The sequence below is a fragment of the Rhodococcus sp. T7 genome (genome assembly GCF_009872365.1).
GTDB lineage: Bacteria > Actinomycetota > Actinomycetes > Mycobacteriales > Mycobacteriaceae > Rhodococcus_F.
In genome coordinates this window covers 35,018-49,916 of sequence record NZ_WXYH01000340.1, presented here as the reverse complement: position 1 = coordinate 49,916, position 14,899 = coordinate 35,018, and the positions used below count along the sequence as shown (strand labels likewise).

At 69.3% G+C, this 14,899-nt stretch carries 14 protein-coding genes and 1 pseudogene; 7 read left to right on the top strand and 8 right to left on the bottom strand.

The features are described from left to right. Nucleotides 1-177: 177 nt before the first annotated feature. Nucleotides 178-1,728, bottom strand: a complete 1,551-nt coding sequence (locus MLGJGCBP_RS31820) for a DUF4185 domain-containing protein (RefSeq protein WP_160100616.1) — start codon at nucleotides 1,726-1,728, stop codon at nucleotides 178-180. Between the two features lie 188 nt (nucleotides 1,729-1,916). On the opposite strand from MLGJGCBP_RS31820, the gene MLGJGCBP_RS31815 reads away from it, so the two are divergent. Both MLGJGCBP_RS31815 and MLGJGCBP_RS31810 read left to right on the top strand, forming a co-directional pair. Further along, nucleotides 1,917-2,432, top strand: a complete 516-nt coding sequence (locus MLGJGCBP_RS31815; RefSeq protein WP_236581482.1) for a hypothetical protein — start codon at nucleotides 1,917-1,919, stop codon at nucleotides 2,430-2,432. Continuing rightward, nucleotides 2,429-2,839, top strand: coding sequence for a PaaI family thioesterase (locus tag MLGJGCBP_RS31810; protein WP_087554909.1), 411 nt, complete (start codon nucleotides 2,429-2,431; stop codon nucleotides 2,837-2,839). The genes MLGJGCBP_RS31815 and MLGJGCBP_RS31810 overlap by 4 nt, the downstream gene beginning before the upstream one ends. Nucleotides 2,840-2,846: 7 nt before the next feature. On the opposite strand, the gene MLGJGCBP_RS31805 is transcribed toward MLGJGCBP_RS31810, so the two are convergent. Both MLGJGCBP_RS31805 and MLGJGCBP_RS31800 read right to left on the bottom strand, forming a co-directional pair. Further along, on the bottom strand, nucleotides 2,847-4,145 hold the full coding sequence (locus tag MLGJGCBP_RS31805) for an MFS transporter (RefSeq protein ID WP_160100614.1): 1,299 nt from the start codon (nucleotides 4,143-4,145) through the stop codon (nucleotides 2,847-2,849). Nucleotides 4,146-4,155: 10 nt separating this feature from the next. After that, on the bottom strand, nucleotides 4,156-5,097 hold the full coding sequence (locus tag MLGJGCBP_RS31800; protein ID WP_160100612.1) for an NAD-dependent epimerase/dehydratase family protein: 942 nt from the start codon (nucleotides 5,095-5,097) through the stop codon (nucleotides 4,156-4,158). A 145-nt stretch (nucleotides 5,098-5,242) separates the two neighbouring features. On the opposite strand from MLGJGCBP_RS31800, the gene MLGJGCBP_RS31795 reads away from it, so the two are divergent. The 3 genes from MLGJGCBP_RS31795 to MLGJGCBP_RS31785 all read left to right on the top strand — a co-directional run bounded on the left by MLGJGCBP_RS31795 (nucleotide 5,243) and on the right by MLGJGCBP_RS31785 (nucleotide 6,876). Next, nucleotides 5,243-5,938, top strand: coding sequence for a TetR/AcrR family transcriptional regulator (locus MLGJGCBP_RS31795; protein WP_160100610.1), 696 nt, complete (start codon nucleotides 5,243-5,245; stop codon nucleotides 5,936-5,938). 67 nt (nucleotides 5,939-6,005) lie between these two features. After that, nucleotides 6,006-6,611, top strand: a complete 606-nt coding sequence (locus tag MLGJGCBP_RS31790) for a YqgE/AlgH family protein (RefSeq protein ID WP_087554905.1) — start codon at nucleotides 6,006-6,008, stop codon at nucleotides 6,609-6,611. Between the two features lie 88 nt (nucleotides 6,612-6,699). After that, a complete protein-coding gene (locus MLGJGCBP_RS31785; protein WP_179220060.1) occupies nucleotides 6,700-6,876 on the top strand; it encodes a hypothetical protein in 177 nt (58 codons plus the stop codon). Here MLGJGCBP_RS31785 and MLGJGCBP_RS31780 read toward each other — a convergent pair. Both MLGJGCBP_RS31780 and MLGJGCBP_RS31775 read right to left on the bottom strand, forming a co-directional pair. Continuing rightward, the gene (locus MLGJGCBP_RS31780) at nucleotides 6,864-7,640 is read right to left on the bottom strand and encodes a Mut7-C RNAse domain-containing protein (RefSeq protein WP_087554903.1); all 777 of its coding nucleotides are present in this window, start codon (nucleotides 7,638-7,640) and stop codon (nucleotides 6,864-6,866) included. The genes MLGJGCBP_RS31785 and MLGJGCBP_RS31780 overlap by 13 nt on opposite strands. A 15-nt stretch (nucleotides 7,641-7,655) precedes the next feature. Beyond that, a pseudogene (locus MLGJGCBP_RS31775) lies at nucleotides 7,656-8,979 on the bottom strand (MFS transporter). Nucleotides 8,980-9,047: 68 nt separating this feature from the next. Between MLGJGCBP_RS31775 and MLGJGCBP_RS31770 the strand changes: the two are divergent. Continuing rightward, nucleotides 9,048-9,725: a FadR/GntR family transcriptional regulator gene (locus MLGJGCBP_RS31770; protein ID WP_160100608.1), complete on the top strand. Its 678-nt coding sequence runs from the start codon at nucleotides 9,048-9,050 to the stop codon at nucleotides 9,723-9,725. Nucleotides 9,726-9,757: 32 nt separating this feature from the next. Here MLGJGCBP_RS31770 and MLGJGCBP_RS31765 read toward each other — a convergent pair whose 3' ends face one another. Together MLGJGCBP_RS31765 and MLGJGCBP_RS31760 are read right to left on the bottom strand one after the other, a co-directional pair. Then, nucleotides 9,758-10,729, bottom strand: a complete 972-nt coding sequence (locus MLGJGCBP_RS31765) for a DUF1648 domain-containing protein (RefSeq protein ID WP_160100606.1) — start codon at nucleotides 10,727-10,729, stop codon at nucleotides 9,758-9,760. Nucleotides 10,730-10,751: 22 nt separating this feature from the next. Further along, nucleotides 10,752-11,153 carry an SdpI family protein gene (locus MLGJGCBP_RS31760; RefSeq protein WP_072942681.1) on the bottom strand — a complete coding sequence of 134 codons (402 nt, stop codon included), beginning with the start codon at nucleotides 11,151-11,153 and terminating at the stop codon, nucleotides 10,752-10,754. 115 nt (nucleotides 11,154-11,268) lie between these two features. Here MLGJGCBP_RS31760 and leuS point away from each other — a divergent pair, with 115 nt between their 5' ends. After that, on the top strand, nucleotides 11,269-14,133 hold the full coding sequence (gene leuS / locus MLGJGCBP_RS31755; RefSeq protein WP_160100604.1) for a leucine--tRNA ligase: 2,865 nt from the start codon (nucleotides 11,269-11,271) through the stop codon (nucleotides 14,131-14,133). 14 nt (nucleotides 14,134-14,147) lie between these two features. On the opposite strand, the gene MLGJGCBP_RS31750 is transcribed toward leuS, so the two are convergent. Continuing rightward, nucleotides 14,148-14,882: a haloacid dehalogenase type II gene (locus tag MLGJGCBP_RS31750; RefSeq protein WP_160100602.1), complete on the bottom strand. Its 735-nt coding sequence runs from the start codon at nucleotides 14,880-14,882 to the stop codon at nucleotides 14,148-14,150. Nucleotides 14,883-14,899: the final 17 nt, after the last annotated feature.

The following is a 14,899-nucleotide window of genomic DNA, read 5'->3' as shown; positions in this document are numbered from 1 at the left end:
AGTCTGCCTCGACCCGGATCCGCTCCCGACCGAGACCGTTCGTCCTCGCTGACGCTGCGGGCGCTGCGTCCCGCCCCGCGGCCCGGATCGACGCCGTCCACCCACAGGCCCCCCGAAACCAAAACAACCCAGATGCCAGCACTTGACTACCCGCCCCTTTTCAGGGATGACAAGTACTCACGGGTGCAGGGACGCGTGCATCAGGTAGACGTTGTAGCTGTCCCACTCCGAGATCGTGAAATACAGGTCCTCTTCCGTCGACCACGGATGGATGAAGCCGCCGTACGCCTTCGGGTAGTCGGCCGTGTCGACGAGCGTCGCCGCGTCCGACCACACGCCCTGCGGGCTCGACGACTGCCGGAGGATGATCGAACCGCCGACGGGTTCGAGGTAGCTCATCTGCCACTTGTCCGCGGCCGCGTCGTAGCGCACCGACAACTCGCTGGCGACCCCGCCGACGATGGGGGTCGCCAGGTGCTGGGACACGGGGGTCCACGTGCCGTCCGACCAGTACTGGTACGACGTGGTGTTGAGCACCTGGTCGACGGGCACCCGGGCCAGGCCGATGGTGCCGATCCGCCCGTTGGGGGTGCCGAACATGTACACATAGTCGCCGTGTGGCACCATCGCGGACACCTGGAACCGGGCGCCGAAGATGTTGTCCCACTTGGCGTGCTGATCCTTGGTCCAGGTCTGCCCGTTGTCGTCGGAGTACGCGATGCCACCGTAGTTCGTGTACCACATGCCGGGGACCATGCTCCAGCGCTTCACCGACATGTAGCTGAGGTACTGGCGGTCACCGATCGCGAATCCCGACGTGGGGATGGTGGTCGTCTCGAAGTTGTTGATGTGCCTGCTGTCGATGATCTCGGCGGCGTGGCATCGGCTGTCCTGGACCATGCTGTCGATGGTCATGCCGTCGGACAGGTCGGTGTCGGTGCTGTGCCCGAGAACGTTGCTGCGCCAGTCCTCGCCGAACGCACCCGGCGGGGCCCAGTCCTTGCCGAACGTGTCACCGAACGCGACCGCCACCTCGCCGGGCTTCGTCTCCCACGTGATCCCGAGGTCGGTGCCGTCCACCTGCCAGCGTTTGTCGGTCCGGTTCTCGGAACCCTGTCCCGTCAGCTGCGACACCAGGCTTACGTCGCCGACGCCCGGCTTCGCCATCGCCGCGGTGAGAGAACCACGTTCGGCCGGGTTGATCTCGACCGGCGGGGCCGGCTGCGGGTCGGGCCCCGGACCGCCGGGAACGGGAATGGGAATGGTCTCGGGTCGCGGATCGATCGAGATCTTCGGGATGGTCAGCGCACTCGAGTCGGACGAGCCCGACGACCCCGAAGAACCCGAAGAACCCGGGTCGGTTTCCGGTTCTCCGGTTTCGTCGGTGAGGTCGGGGCACGGGTCCGCGCACGGGTCGGCGGGAAGGTCCTGGGCGACGCGGGTCTGGTCGACGCGCGGTCCGGGAACGGGGACGGGCACGAAGTCGGGGTACGGGATCGGGATGCTCACGGTCGGCGGGACCGAGGGCAGCAGTGGCCCGCCCGGGCTCGGCGGCTCCTTCGCCGGGTTGAATCCGGTCTCGCCGCAGGCGTTCACCGGGAGCCACGGCAGGGTCTCGGCTGCCGCCGGGGCGGCGGTGAAGCCGATCGTCGCGGCCACGACGGCGGCAACGCACAGGGGCACTCCGGACACAGACCAGGACTTGTCGACCACGGGACCCCTCCACATCGGTGGTCGGAGTGATGGTGGACCGACCTGCACGCGCGGGGTCGAAGATAACACCGGGGGACGGCATCCCCGGCGCACGCGCCCGGCCTGTCCGGTCGCAGTCCGGTCACAGTGCGGTCTCATGGTTGCAGCGCAATTCGCTGTCATTCGATGGAACCGGATGCGGTCGCGCTGCGTCCAACCTTCATATGGATCCTCTCGAGTATTCGTTCGGAACCGGTGCCGACGCCCCGGTGACGTGGACGTCGCCCGCCGATCTCGACCTCGGACCGTCCGGCGGCGTCGACGCGGTGCGCCTGGACTTCGACGGCGAAGGACTCCTCGACGACGCGATGTGGGACTCGGACGGCGACGGGGTGGCCGATCGTTCGGTGCTCGACTACGACGCAGAGGACGAGGCCCGCTACTTCATCGATCCTTCCGGTGATGGGACGTGGAATGCCGAGGTAGCGGGGCCGAGCGAGCACGTGGACCCGGCTCACCACCCGCACCCGGTACCCGGTGCGTTCGGGCCTCCGCATTTCGAACTGCGCGCGGTGAGCGTCGAGATTCCGCGCGAGCCACCGGTGATCGCGGCGGTGCACACGTGGCGCCCGGATCCGGTGGGCGGCACCGCAGGGACCATTGACGCAGGCACCGAAGCCGGGCAAGGTGGGTTGGGAAATCAAACTTACCGAGGGTTCGACGAGGAGAACACACGATGACCGATCTGACCCGCGAGGCGGCGAGCGCCTTCGTCGCCGCTGCCGGACTGGAACTCGACGAGGTGTCGGGGACGAAGGTGGTCGGCCACATCGACCTGTCCGCCGACCACCACACACCGTGGGGAGTCGTGCACGGCGGCGTCTACACGACGGCGGTCGAATCGGCCGCCAGCATCGGCGCGAGCACCGCCGTCGCCGACCGCGGTCAGTTCGCGGTGGGCGTGCACAACGGCACCGACTTCCTGCGGGCCCGCACCGAGGGACGGGTCGATGTGGTCGCGGTGCCCATCCAGCAGGGCCGCGTGCAGCAGTTGTGGTCGGTGGTGATCACGGCAGCCGACACCGGCAAGGAGGTGGCGCGCGGTCAGGTCCGCCTGCAGAACGTGCCGATGCCGGGGTCGGAATAGCGGGTACTCAGGCGGGTTCGCGCCGGGTGTTGAGCAGGACGCCGACGAGTCCGAGTCCGTAGATCGCCCCGCCCGCCAGCACCAGTGCGAGTGATCGGCCGTCGGGGGCGATCACGAGGGACGCGGCGGCGATCGACCCGATGAACGCCACGTTGAACACCGTGTCCTGAAGCGCGAACACCTGTCCCCTGCGGTCGTCCTCGATCTCGATCTGCATCGCTGCGTCGCCGCTGAGTTTGATGGACTGCCCGGCGAATCCGAGCAGCAGCGCACCGCACAGCAGCGACACCTGCGTCAGGGTCGCGACGAGCGTGCACTGCACGACGAGGGCGAGGATCAGGCCGCCGACGATGGTGCGGGACCGCCCGATGCGCGGAATGAGGAACGGCGTCGAGATCGCGGCCAGCAGCATGCCCGCGGCGGTGGCGCCGAGGGCGACACCGAAACCGGCGAGGCCGCCCGGCAGGGCGCTGACGGTGGCGGTGTCACGCAACACCAGAACCATGATCAACGTGTTGATGCCGAACACGATCCGGTGTGTGCCGATCCCGATCATCGCGGTCGTGACGCCCGGCGAATGCCACACGGCGAGCGCGCCGTTGCGCAGGCCGGCGGCGACGGCGCGGACCGCCCCGTATTCGGGTTTCTCGTCGGCGTGCGGACCGAGAAGCCGATGGTGGAAGCGTGACGCCGCGAACGCGGCCACCGCGGAACCGCAGGCCGCGGCCGCCACGGCGATTCCGGAGCCGCGGTCACCGGCGCCGACGAACGAGATGATGGCGACGGACGTCGCGGCCCCGAGTGCGGCGACGACGGAACCGGTGGTGGCGAGCACCGAATTGGTGGCTACGAGCCACGACCGGTGCACCACGCGCGGCAGCGCCGCCGAGACTCCCGCGAGAACGAACCGGCTCACCCCGATGGCTGCGAGGGCGAGCACGAGGAGTGCGGATTCCCCGGTTCCGGTCTCCAGCAGCGCGGCGGTCACCAGAATCAGCAGTCCGCGCAGCACATTCGCCCACAGCAGCACGCTGCGGCGGTCCCAGCGATCCAGGAGTGCGCCCGCGTACGGTCCGATCACCGAGTACGGGAGCAGCAGCACCGCGAAACCGGCGGCGATCGCGATGGGATCCGTCTCCCGCTCGGGGTTGAACAGGATCGCGCCGCCGAGGGCGGCCTGGAACATGCCGTCGCCGAACTGGCTGGCGAATCGCACGGTGGCGAGACGGGCCAGCCCGGGCGACCGCCGGAGGGTGTACGCCGTTCTGCGCCACGCCTCGCGCCGGTCCCCGAGCTGTTTCGCCATTCACAGGACCCTATCCGGCGGCCGCGACCGACCTGTCCTGCCACCACCGGACGGTCTCCTCGGCGGCCCGGTCGAGTGGGGTCGGGGCCAGTCCGAGCCGGGCCTCGCTCTCGGACGAGTCCATCACGAACGGCTCCTCGAACTGGTAGAGCATCTCCGCGAGTTCGCGGCTCCCCTGGTGGACGAGCCCGGCGCCGCGGATCACCCAGCCGGGCAGGGTGCCCACCTTCGGGACGGGAACCCGGGCGGCCTTCGCATAGGCCTCGACCATCTGCCGCTGGGTGACGGCAGGCGCGGTCGGTGCGTGCAGCACCGAGTTCCACAGCGTCGGGTCGTGGGCGGCGGCGATCATCGCGGCCGCGAAGTCGCCGATGTACGTGAACGAGTGGGGCAGGTCCGCGGAACCGAGGACACGCATCGTCTTGCCCGCGAGGACGACGGGAACCATGCGCTCGCCGGCGTGCGCGTTCAGCACCTGCGGTCCGAAGAAATCGGACGCGACGACGCTCACGGTGGGCGTCGAGGACTCGGCGCGGGCCTTCAGCAACCGGGTCCGGATGCCGCGCTTGCCGGAGTCGGCCGACCGCGGCGTGTGCTCGGTCATCGGCTGCCGGGAGGCGTCGTAGGAGTAGAGGCTCTCGGGGAACACGACGACCGCGCCGACGTGTCCGGCGGCCGCGAGGACGGTCTGCTCGGCGGCCGGGAGTTCGCGCTCCCACGCGCCGGCGTTGTAGGCGGCGTGGATGCAGTGGTAGACGGCGGTTGCTCCGTCGAAGGCCTCACGCAGCTCTGCGGCGTCGGAGACGTCGACCTTCCGCCGCTCGATCAGGGGATGCTCCGGGCCGCTGCCCGAGCGGGTGAGGACCCGCACCCGCCGACCCTGTTCGGCGAGCTGCCGGGCGACGGTCCAGCCGACGGGCCCTGCTCCGGTGACGATCTCGAGATTCGACATTTCTGCTCCCGCTGAGTGAGTCGATTTCGGTGATTCGAGAGCACTGCTCTCTGTGTCATTCGAGAATGCTCGCCCTGGCCCGTGATGTCAAGAGCAGTGCTCTCTTTTGTTGACAGTGCTCTCTGAAATTGCGACGCTGGACCGCATGGCAGTCACACCACGGGAGCGCGCCCGCGAGCAGACGTTGCAGGACATCACGAGGATCGGTCGCGAACAACTGGCCGCGGTCGGGGGTGCGGCCCTGTCGCTGCGGGCCGTCGCGCGGGACCTCGGCGTGGTGTCGTCCGCCGTCTACCGGTACGTCAGCAGCCGCGACGAACTGCTGACGCTGCTCGTCGTCGACGGATACAACGAACTCGGCGACGCCGCGGAGGCGGCCGTGGCGTCCGCAGCCGAACCGCGGGACCAGTTCCTGGCGCTCGGACGTGCCGTCCGCGAGTGGGCGCTGCGCGAGCCCGCCCGCTACGGACTGCTGTTCGGCAGCCCCGTTCCCGGCTACCACGCGCCCGGGGAGCAGACCACGACTCCGGGAACGCGGGTGATCAACGCCCTCGTCGGGATCTTCGACAACGCGTTCCGGGCGGGCAAGCTCGAGGCGGACGCGGCGGCGCCCATCGACGATCGCCTCGCCGCCGACCTCGACCGCGTCCGTGCCGAACTCGGCCTCACCACACCCGACCACCTGCTCGCCCGCGGTGTGCTGGTGTGGTCGGCACTGTTCGGGGCCGTGAACTTCGAGGTGTTCGGGCAATACGGCGCCGACACGTTCACCGCACCGGGCGCACTGTTCGAGCACCACCTCGCCGTCCTGGCCGAGACGGCGGGGCTGCCCGCGGCGTAAAGCGGCGAACCGGACGCAGGTCGCGTCCTCCGTCACATCGCGTTCGCCGCGGTGGGATGATGTTCAGGTGGCGCACGCAGAAGAACCCGAAGATCGAACGGCGTCGACGGAACCGGTGGTCCGGCCCGGCAGCCTGTTGGTCTCGTCCACAGATCTCGTCGAACCCGCTTTCCGTCGCACCGTGATCTATGTGATCGAGCACAACGAGGCCGGAAGTCTCGGTGTGGTCATCAACCGTCCCAGCGAAACCGCCGTCCACGACGTGCTGCCACAGTGGGCGCCGCTCACCGCGCGCCCGTCCGCGCTGTACGTCGGCGGTCCCGTCAAACGTGACGCCGCACTGTGCCTGGCGACGCTCCGCACCGGCGCGCAGGCCGACGGCGTCCCCGGTCTGCGCCGGGTCCACGGCCGCGTCGTGATGGTCGATCTCGACTCCGACCCCGAGGTCGTCGCCCCTCTGGTGGAGGGCATCCGGATCTTCGCCGGCTACTCGGGCTGGACGTACGGTCAGCTCGACTCGGAACTCCAGCGCGACGACTGGATCGTCATCTCGGCGCTCGCGTCGGACGTCGTCGCCCCCGCCCGGGTCGACGTGTGGGCGCAGGTGCTGCGCAGGCAGCCGCTCCCCCTCGCCCTGCTCGCCACCCACCCGATCGACGTCGAGCGCAACTGAGCCGACACACCCCGCGCACGTCCCTGGGCTGTCGGGGACGGGTGGTATCAACAGAGGTGGGGAACGAGAAGTGAGGAGGACAGCACACGTGATCGACACCTGTCACGGAACATTGATCGTGCACACGCTCTACGGAGCCGAATGCACCGACGAGTCGTGCGTCGAGTTGTCCGAGGTCCGGCACGCACTGATCATCGACTGCGACGAATTCGGGGACTGCGCGTGCTCGGCGGAGTTCGCCGAGCAGTTGCGTCACGCCTCCTGAGAATCCACCTCGAGCGAGACTCCGACCTCCGACAGTCGCCGGCTCAGCTTCGGGAGATGGCTGCCCGGCCAGTACAGCTGCGCACAGTCCCGGCACCGGCTGAACTGCTGTTCGTTCCGCGCGACCCCCGGCGGCGCCTCGGCGAGCGCGTCGTCGCGGGCAATCGGCGCGAGTAGCCCGTTGCACCGTGCGCACCGCGTGAACGGCGTGATCCGCGACCGAAGGTCGAAGCGGTCCAACACTTCCCGCAGCTGCCGGCGTGGGTCCGTTTCGTGCAGGAAACCGCCGTGGGTGACCGCCGACCGTTTGAGCAGTCCCGTGTCCCGGGTCAGGACGATGCGATGCTCGGCGAGGGAGATGTCCACCAGTTCCGTGTCGTCGAAGTCGTTGCGGTAGCGGGTGTCGAAGCCGAGCAGGCGGAGGTAGCGGGCGAGGCGGCCGAGGTGCACGTCCAGCACGAATTTCGGGTCCCGCAGCGGTCGGGGACGCAGTTTCGTCACCCCGGTCAGGTCGAAACGCTCGAACACGGGGTAGACCGCGACGCGTTCGCCGCCGCGCAGGAGATGCCCGAAATCGACCGACACCTCGTCGACGAGGATCAGATCCACCTCGGTGTGCGGGACGCCCAGCGCCTCGATGCGGTCCTTCACCGACGGGGTGCCGTCGAATCGGTGCTCGAAGGTGCGCTTGCGCTGCACCGGCGGCAGAAAGTCGTTCAGCTCCTCGTAGAAGCGGAACTCGCAGTGGCGAAGCGGTTCGGGCATCGGCGTTTCACGTCCTCAGGCCACAGTACTGGCCTGCTCTGCCCGGTCCCCACCCTTCGTGCGGACGCCGAGCACGGCGACGACACCGCACAGGACGGCTCCGATGAGCGCGAGTTCGAGGACGGCCACGTGCATGCCCTGGACGGTGATGGCGATGCCCGCGCAGATGGACGGCACCGCGAGACCGACGTAGCCGACGGTGAAGAACGCGGCGAGCGTCCCGCCCTGGGCGTCGGGGGCGTGCTCGGCGGCAGCGGCGCCCACCGCGCGCATCGCACCGGCGAACGAGAGTCCGTGTCCCACACCGACGACGACCGTCACGGCGCACAGTAGGGCGAGGGACGGCGCGAAGTCGACGACGAGTAGACCGACCATGCCGACGCCGACGGCGCCGATGCCCAGGGTTCGGCAGAGCACGGTTCCGAGCCGGTTGGCGACGAGTTGCGCGGACACCGAGCACACCATGACCAGTGCGGCGGCACCGCCGGCGACCACCAGGTTGCTCACGTCGAGCAGGTCGATGATCCACGTCGGGACCACCGACTGGAACAGGCCGACGGCGCCCCACGCCAGTGCGACTCCGAGGGAGGACAGCCAGAACACCCGGCGCAGGGGTGCGGGGACGTGCGGCACCTGGAACAACTGGGTGGGGCCGTGACGTACCGCCGGTGGGTGCGGGGAGCAGCAGCACCATGATCAGCGCGGGCAGGAGCGCCAGCGTGAACAGCACGTACGGCAGGACGAGGGCGTGCGGAAGGTACTGCGCGACGGCGCCGCCGAAGAGCGGGCCGAGTGCCGCGCCGAGGGCGGTGGTGAGCGTGGCGGCGAGACCGGCGCGGCGGAGGTTCCGGGCGGGTTCGTGCTCGATCAGGGCGGCGGACCCGGCGGCCGAGCAGGCGCCGACGGCGATGCCCTGGGAGATCCGGCCGAGGAACAGCCAGATGGTCGAGTCGGCGAAGGCGAGGAGGACGGCGCCCAGGATGCTGAAGAAGATCGCGGCCAGCAACACGAAGCGGCGTCCCAGCGCGTCCGACAGCGGGCCGAAGAACAGCAGCGAGGGAAGCAGACCGGCGACGTAGACGGCGAAGATCAGCGTCTGGACCAGCGGGGTGAAGCCGAATTCGTGGCGGTAGAGCGAGTACAGCGCCGTGGGCATGTTGGAGCCGAGGAGCAGGACCACGAGGAGATAGTTCAGGCCGTGGAAGTGGCGGCCGGTGGTGCGGGCGGCGGCGGTCGGGAGGGCGTCGGCGGGAGCGGTTGACGTGGACGTGTGGGGTCGCCTCCTCGGGCTGTCCGAATACGTGGGGCTGTCCGAATGCGTGGAGCTGTCCAAATACATGGGACGTCCTACGTAGTTTAGACGGGCCGGTCGGGACGAGCGAGCCGACGAGGTGTGAGGATGAGTACATGACGGTGGTTCGGCGCGAGTCCGCGTATCAGCAGTCCCTGGACTGGATGCGCGGCAGGATCGCCGAGGGCGACTGGACGGTGGGCGAGCGCATCCCCACCGAACCCGAGCTGATGACGCTGCTCGGAGTCGGGCGCAACACCGTGCGCGAGGCCATCAAGACCCTGACGTCCACGGGCATCCTCGAGATCCGGCGGGGATCGGGGACGTTCGTGCGGGCACGCACTGATATCGGCGGGCTGCTCGGGCGGCAGGTCGCGGTCGCCGAGATGCTGAACGTCTTCGAGGTCCGGCGGGCCCTCGAGACGGAGGCCGTCCGGCTGGCGTGCGGGCGGCGCACCGACGACGACCTGCGGTCGCTGTCCGCGCTACTCGAGGAACGGCAGCGCACCGCCGACGAGGCGTCCCGATTCGCGGACGCCGACCTCGCGTTCCACCTCAGGGTCGTCGAGGCCGCGCACAATCCGGTGCTGTCCGACCTGTTCGCGGGGATCCTCGAACCCACCCGCGCTACGTACGACTTCACCGTGGGCATCCACCCGCCGTCGCTGACCGCCGACGACCACCGTGCCGTCGTCGACGCCATCGCCGCCCGCGACGAGGACGGCGCCGTCCGGGCCGCCCTCGGCTACCTCGACCGCGTGCTCGAAGCGGTGCATCAGGCCTCCCGCCCGTGAGTGGTTAGCGAGTCCCTGCACTAGTTACGCACTCACGGGCGGCGGAGCCGCAGGTCGGCGAACGCGTTGAGTGCACCGGCCATCTCCTCGGCCCGTGCGCTGGTGACGGTCAGGCGGTCGCCGCACGCGGTCGTGACGATGACGGCGGGGCCGGTCCTCGTCACGACGCCGTAGTTGCGCCTGCCCTTCACCTTGAGTCCCCAGCCGCCGAAGTCGTCGAACGGCTTGATCACGTCGACGCGGGCGCCCTCGATTTCCTCGATCCCGTACCGCAGCGCGGTCATGCCCATGTTCACCACCCGGATGCCGGCCCGGTCGACGACCACCCGGAACCGGAGCAGGCTCACGATCAGCAGGCCCACCGGAACGAACACCGCGAGGGGCCACCATCCGTTGACGAGCAGGCAGACCGCGAGCGCAGGCGCGACCCCGAGAATCAGGAGCAGTATCAGCGATCCGAGGGTGCCGAACCCGACCGTGTCCGCGACGGTCGACGGGTGGTCGGCGCGCGGCAACCGCGGGTCGGGAGGGTCGGTCGCGGCAACCCGGGGCCGGTAGTCACGGAGCAGGGCGGCGCCGGTCAGACCGACGACAGCGCCGATCACGACACCGAGGCCGAGCGACCACAGCGGGGGTTCCGTGTCCGCGGGGTCGGTGACGTCGAGTTGGACGTAGAGCAGCACCGCCTGCACCGTGAGGATCAGGCCGACCACGGACAGTCCGACGACGAGCATCGTGCGGCGCATCATCAGCATCGCCTGGGCGAGGGCGGCGATCGCGGCGCATCCGCCACCGAATAGAACCGTCACCAGGGCAAACGTCCAGGCGCTGGACATCGGGGTGGAGAAGCCGTTCGGCGAGGTGGTGGTCCAGTGCGTCGCGATCTGCGCCGGGAGCCGCGGTTCCCAGACCTTCGTGAGGATCACCCCGGACAGCGCGGCGATCACCGGGAACAGCAGACCGAAGACTGCGCCTGCGGGGTCGACGACGCGCGAGGAGTTCACCGGACGGGTCGTCGCCTGCCGGTCAGGACGGCTGGCAGGCGCCCTTCAGGGAGCACGCGCCGCAGGAACTGCCGCATCCACCGGTGTCGGCGGCGGGCACCGACGCGGCGGCACGGGCACCGAGCGATCCGCCCGTCGCCGCGGTGAGCGCGGCGGCCACGACGCTGACGAGGACGGCGCCGATTCCGAAGACTCCGCCGATCAGGATTCCGGCGATTCCGCCGATGACGAGGAGCCCGGCCGCGGCGAGCAGGGTGGGCCCCGCGACCTTGTTGGCCAGCGCAAACGTCTGATCGTCGCGCATCGTCTCCGGGGTGCGGACACCCGCCCACCGGTTGCGCGGGAGGCGCTCGGCGAGGCCTGCAACGGCGACACCGGAGACGGCGACGGCGAGCACGAACAGCACGACGGAGGCAATCAACACGAGACCAGGATACGGCGGACCCGGATGCGCAGGTGAGCCCGGGTGGGGTGAGGCTCTACCCTGGTTGTCGGTATCCCCCTAATTCAGAATGTCAGCCAAGTAGATAGCGACCACAGTGACCGAGCACGTGCAGCCCGCCAACCCGTCCGACGCGACCCCGCAGCACCGCTACACCGCGGAGCTCGCCGGCCAGATCGAGCAGCGCTGGCAGGACCGGTGGAGCGAGGAGGGCACGTTCGACGCGCCCAACCCGGTCGGCCCCCTCGCCGGCGACGTGCCCCCGGACAAGTTGTTCGTGCAGGACATGTTCCCGTACCCGTCGGGGACGGGTCTGCACGTGGGCCACCCGCTCGGCTACATCGCCACCGACGTGTTCGCCCGCTATCACCGCATGCAGGGCCACAACGTGCTGCACACCCTCGGCTACGACGCGTTCGGTCTGCCTGCCGAGCAGTACGCAGTGCAGACGGGCACGCACCCGCGGACCACCACCGAGGCCAACATCGGCAACATGAAGCGGCAGCTGCGCCGCCTCGGCCTCGGCCACGACGAGCGCCGCACGTTCGCGACCACCGACGTGGACTTCTACCACTGGACGCAGTGGATCTTCCTGCAGATCCACGACGCGTGGTTCGACAAGGAGGCCGGCAAGGCCCGCCGCATCTCCGAGCTCGAGGCCGAGTTCGCGTCGGGTGCGCGCGCCCTGGAGGACGGACGGGACTGGGCGTCGCTGTCGGTGACCGAGAGGGAAGCCGTCCTCGACTCCTACCGCCTCGTGTACCACTCCGATTCGATGGTCAACTGGTGCCCCGGTCTGGGCACCGTGCTGGCCAACGAGGAGGTCACCGCCGACGGCCGCAGCGACCGCGGCAACTTCCCCGTGTTCCGCAAGCACCTGCAGCAGTGGATGATGCGCATCACCGCGTACTCCGACCGCCTGGTCGACGACCTGGAGTACCTGGACTGGCCGGAGAAGGTCAAGACCATGCAGCGCAACTGGATCGGGCGCTCGCACGGTGCGCAGGTGAAGTTCGCCGTGACGGTCGAGCGGAGCGAGGGTGGATCCACTGCCCACGACGTCGAGGTGTTCACGACCCGCCCCGACACGCTGTTCGGCGCGACGTACGTGACGCTGGCGCCGGAGCACGAACTGGTCGACGAGATCGTCGCGGCCGCGTGGCCCGAGGGTGTGGATTCGCGCTGGACCGGCGGTGCCGCAACGCCTGCCGAAGCGGTTGCGGCGTACCGGAAGTCGATCGCGGCCAAGTCGGACCTGGAGCGGCAGGAATACAAGGAGAAAACGGGCGTCTTCCTCGGCACGTACGCGGTGAACCCCGTCAATGGGCACGAGTTGCCGGTGTTCATCGCCGACTACGTCCTCACCGGCTACGGCACGGGCGCCATCATGGCCGTCCCGGGTCACGACCACCGCGACTACGAGTTCGCCACCGAGTTCGGTCTCGACATCGTCGAGGTGATCTCCGGCGGCGACCTCTCCAAGGACGCGTACACCGGCGACGGCACGATCGTGAACTCCGACTTCTTGAACGGCATGTCCGTCGCCGACGCGAAGAAGGCCATCACCGAGCGGCTCGAGGCGGACGGCACCGGCCAGGGCACCATCCAGTACAAGCTGCGCGACTGGCTGTTCGCGCGGCAGCGGTACTGGGGCGAGCCGTTCCCGATCGTGTACGACGCCGAAGGCAACGCGCACGCCCTGCCGGAATCGGCTCTGCCCGTGGAGCTCCCGGAGGTCGAGGACTACGCGCCCGTGTCGTTCGATCCCGACGACGCGTCCTCGGAGCCCTCTCCCCCGCTGGCGAAGGCCGTCGACTGGGTCAACGTCGAACTCGACCTCGGCGACGGACTGCAGACGTACCGCCGCGACACCAACGTGATGCCGCAGTGGGCGGGCAGCTCGTGGTACCAGCTGCGCTACATCGACCCCACCAACCCGGACGTGTTCTGCGACAAGGAGAACGAGCGGTACTGGACGGGTCCGCGGCCGGAGATCCACGGGCCGAACGATCCCGGCGGCGTCGACCTGTACGTCGGCGGTGTCGAGCACGCGGTGCTGCACCTGCTGTACTCGCGGTTCTGGCACAAGGTGCTGTTCGACCTCGGGTACGTCAGCTCGAGCGAGCCGTACCGCCGCCTGTACAACCAGGGCTACATCCAGGCCTACGCATACACCGACGCGCGCGGCGTGTACGTGCCCGCCGACGAGGTGGAGGAGAAGGACGGCAAGTTCTTCTACCAGGGCGCCGAGGTCAACCGCGAGTACGGGAAGATGGGCAAGAGCCTCAAGAACTCCGTGTCGCCGGACGACATCTGCGAGGAGTACGGCGCCGACACGCTCCGCGTGTACGAGATGTCGATGGGACCGCTGGACACGTCCCGGCCGTGGGCGACCAAGGACGTCGTCGGTGCGCAGCGCTTCCTGCAGCGCGCCTGGCGTGTGGTGGTCGACGAGGAGTCCGGTGTCGTGCGCGTCACCGACGACGCCCCGACGGAGGACACGCTGCGCGCGCTGAACAAGGCGATCGCCGGTGTGAGCGAGGACTACACCGCACTGCGCGACAACACGGCCGCGGCCAAGCTGATCGAGTACACCAACCACCTCACCAAGGCGTACCCGGCCGGTGCCCCCCGCTCGGCGGTGGAACCGCTGGTGCTCATGCTCGCGCCGCTGGCCCCGCACCTCGCGGAGGAACTGTGGTCGCGGCTCGGCCACGAGAAGTCGCTGGCGCACGGACCGTTCCCGGTCGCCGAGGAGAAGTGGCTCGTCGAAGACACCGTCGAGTACCCGATCCAGGTCAACGGCAAGGTCCGCAGCCGCGTGACCGTCGCCGCCGACGCCCCGCGTGAGGAGATCGAGAAGATCGCGCTCGCCGACGACAAGATCGTCGCACTGCTCGACGGCAAGGATCCGCGCAAGGTCATCGTCGTGCCCGGGAAGATGGTCAACATCGTCCTCTGACGCGGACTGCGGGGTCATTCGGCCCGCCCGGCCTCCTTCGCGGCGCGTGCGGCGGCAGCGAACCCTGCCATGGTGGGGAATTCGAGGGCGTAGGCGTACTCGTCGGAGGGTTCGGGGGTGGCTCCCCAGCCCGGGCGGTCGTGGCGGCGGTTGATCCACACCGAGGGCAGACCGTGGCGTTTGGCGGGCACGTGATCGTGAAAGAGGCTCTGCGCCACATGCAGCAGCCGTTCACGGGGAACCGCGAGTTCCTCCAGTGCGCCGTCGAGAGCTTCGAAGTGGTTCGGCGCGGGTTTGTAGGCCTGGACGTCCTCGGCGGTGATGATCTTGTCGAACTCGACTCCCAGACGTGCGTTGCTGCCGGCGAAGCCCGCACGGTGGACGTTGGACAGGATGATCAGCTTGTAGTCCTTCGCCAGGGAGGCAAGCGCTTCGGCGGAGTCGGGGAACGCCGGCCAGTCGGGGACCGAGGCGCCGAGCCTGGCTGCCCATTCGTCGCTGACGTCCCTGCCTAGTGTCTTCCCCGTGCGGCGGAAGGCGTCGGCGAGGATCGCCGAGTACAGCGCGTCGGGGGTCTCGCGTTCGGCCCGCGCCTCGTTGTCCGCGTACGCGAGGAGCAGTTCCTCGTCGGTCGACGCCAGCCCGGCTTCCTTCGCCCAGGGCGCGAGAACCGCGGCGATGCCGGCTTCCCAGTCGATCAGGGTGCCGTAGCAGTCGAAGCTCAAGGCGGCGTAGTCGGCCAGATTCATGGTGGTTCTCCTTGCGG

What these genes read in the sequence shown, in the direction of transcription:
- MLGJGCBP_RS31795 (WP_160100610.1), top strand. Translation starts at nt 5,243, where the DNA reads ATGGCAGTCACACCACGGGAGCGCGCCCGCGAGCAGACGTTGCAGGAC.
- MLGJGCBP_RS31780 (WP_087554903.1), bottom strand. Translation starts at nt 7,640, where the DNA reads ATGCCCGAACCGCTTCGCCACTGCGAGTTCCGCTTCTACGAGGAGCTG.
- MLGJGCBP_RS31750 (WP_160100602.1), bottom strand. Translation starts at nt 14,882, where the DNA reads ATGAATCTGGCCGACTACGCCGCCTTGAGCTTCGACTGCTACGGCACC.
- MLGJGCBP_RS31810 (WP_087554909.1), top strand. Translation starts at nt 2,429, where the DNA reads ATGACCGATCTGACCCGCGAGGCGGCGAGCGCCTTCGTCGCCGCTGCC.
- MLGJGCBP_RS31770 (WP_160100608.1), top strand. Translation starts at nt 9,048, where the DNA reads ATGACGGTGGTTCGGCGCGAGTCCGCGTATCAGCAGTCCCTGGACTGG.
- MLGJGCBP_RS31820 (WP_160100616.1), bottom strand. Translation starts at nt 1,728, where the DNA reads ATGTGGAGGGGTCCCGTGGTCGACAAGTCCTGGTCTGTGTCCGGAGTG.
- MLGJGCBP_RS31805 (WP_160100614.1), bottom strand. Translation starts at nt 4,145, where the DNA reads ATGGCGAAACAGCTCGGGGACCGGCGCGAGGCGTGGCGCAGAACGGCG.
- MLGJGCBP_RS31815 (WP_236581482.1), top strand. Translation starts at nt 1,917, where the DNA reads ATGGATCCTCTCGAGTATTCGTTCGGAACCGGTGCCGACGCCCCGGTG.
- MLGJGCBP_RS31800 (WP_160100612.1), bottom strand. Translation starts at nt 5,097, where the DNA reads ATGTCGAATCTCGAGATCGTCACCGGAGCAGGGCCCGTCGGCTGGACC.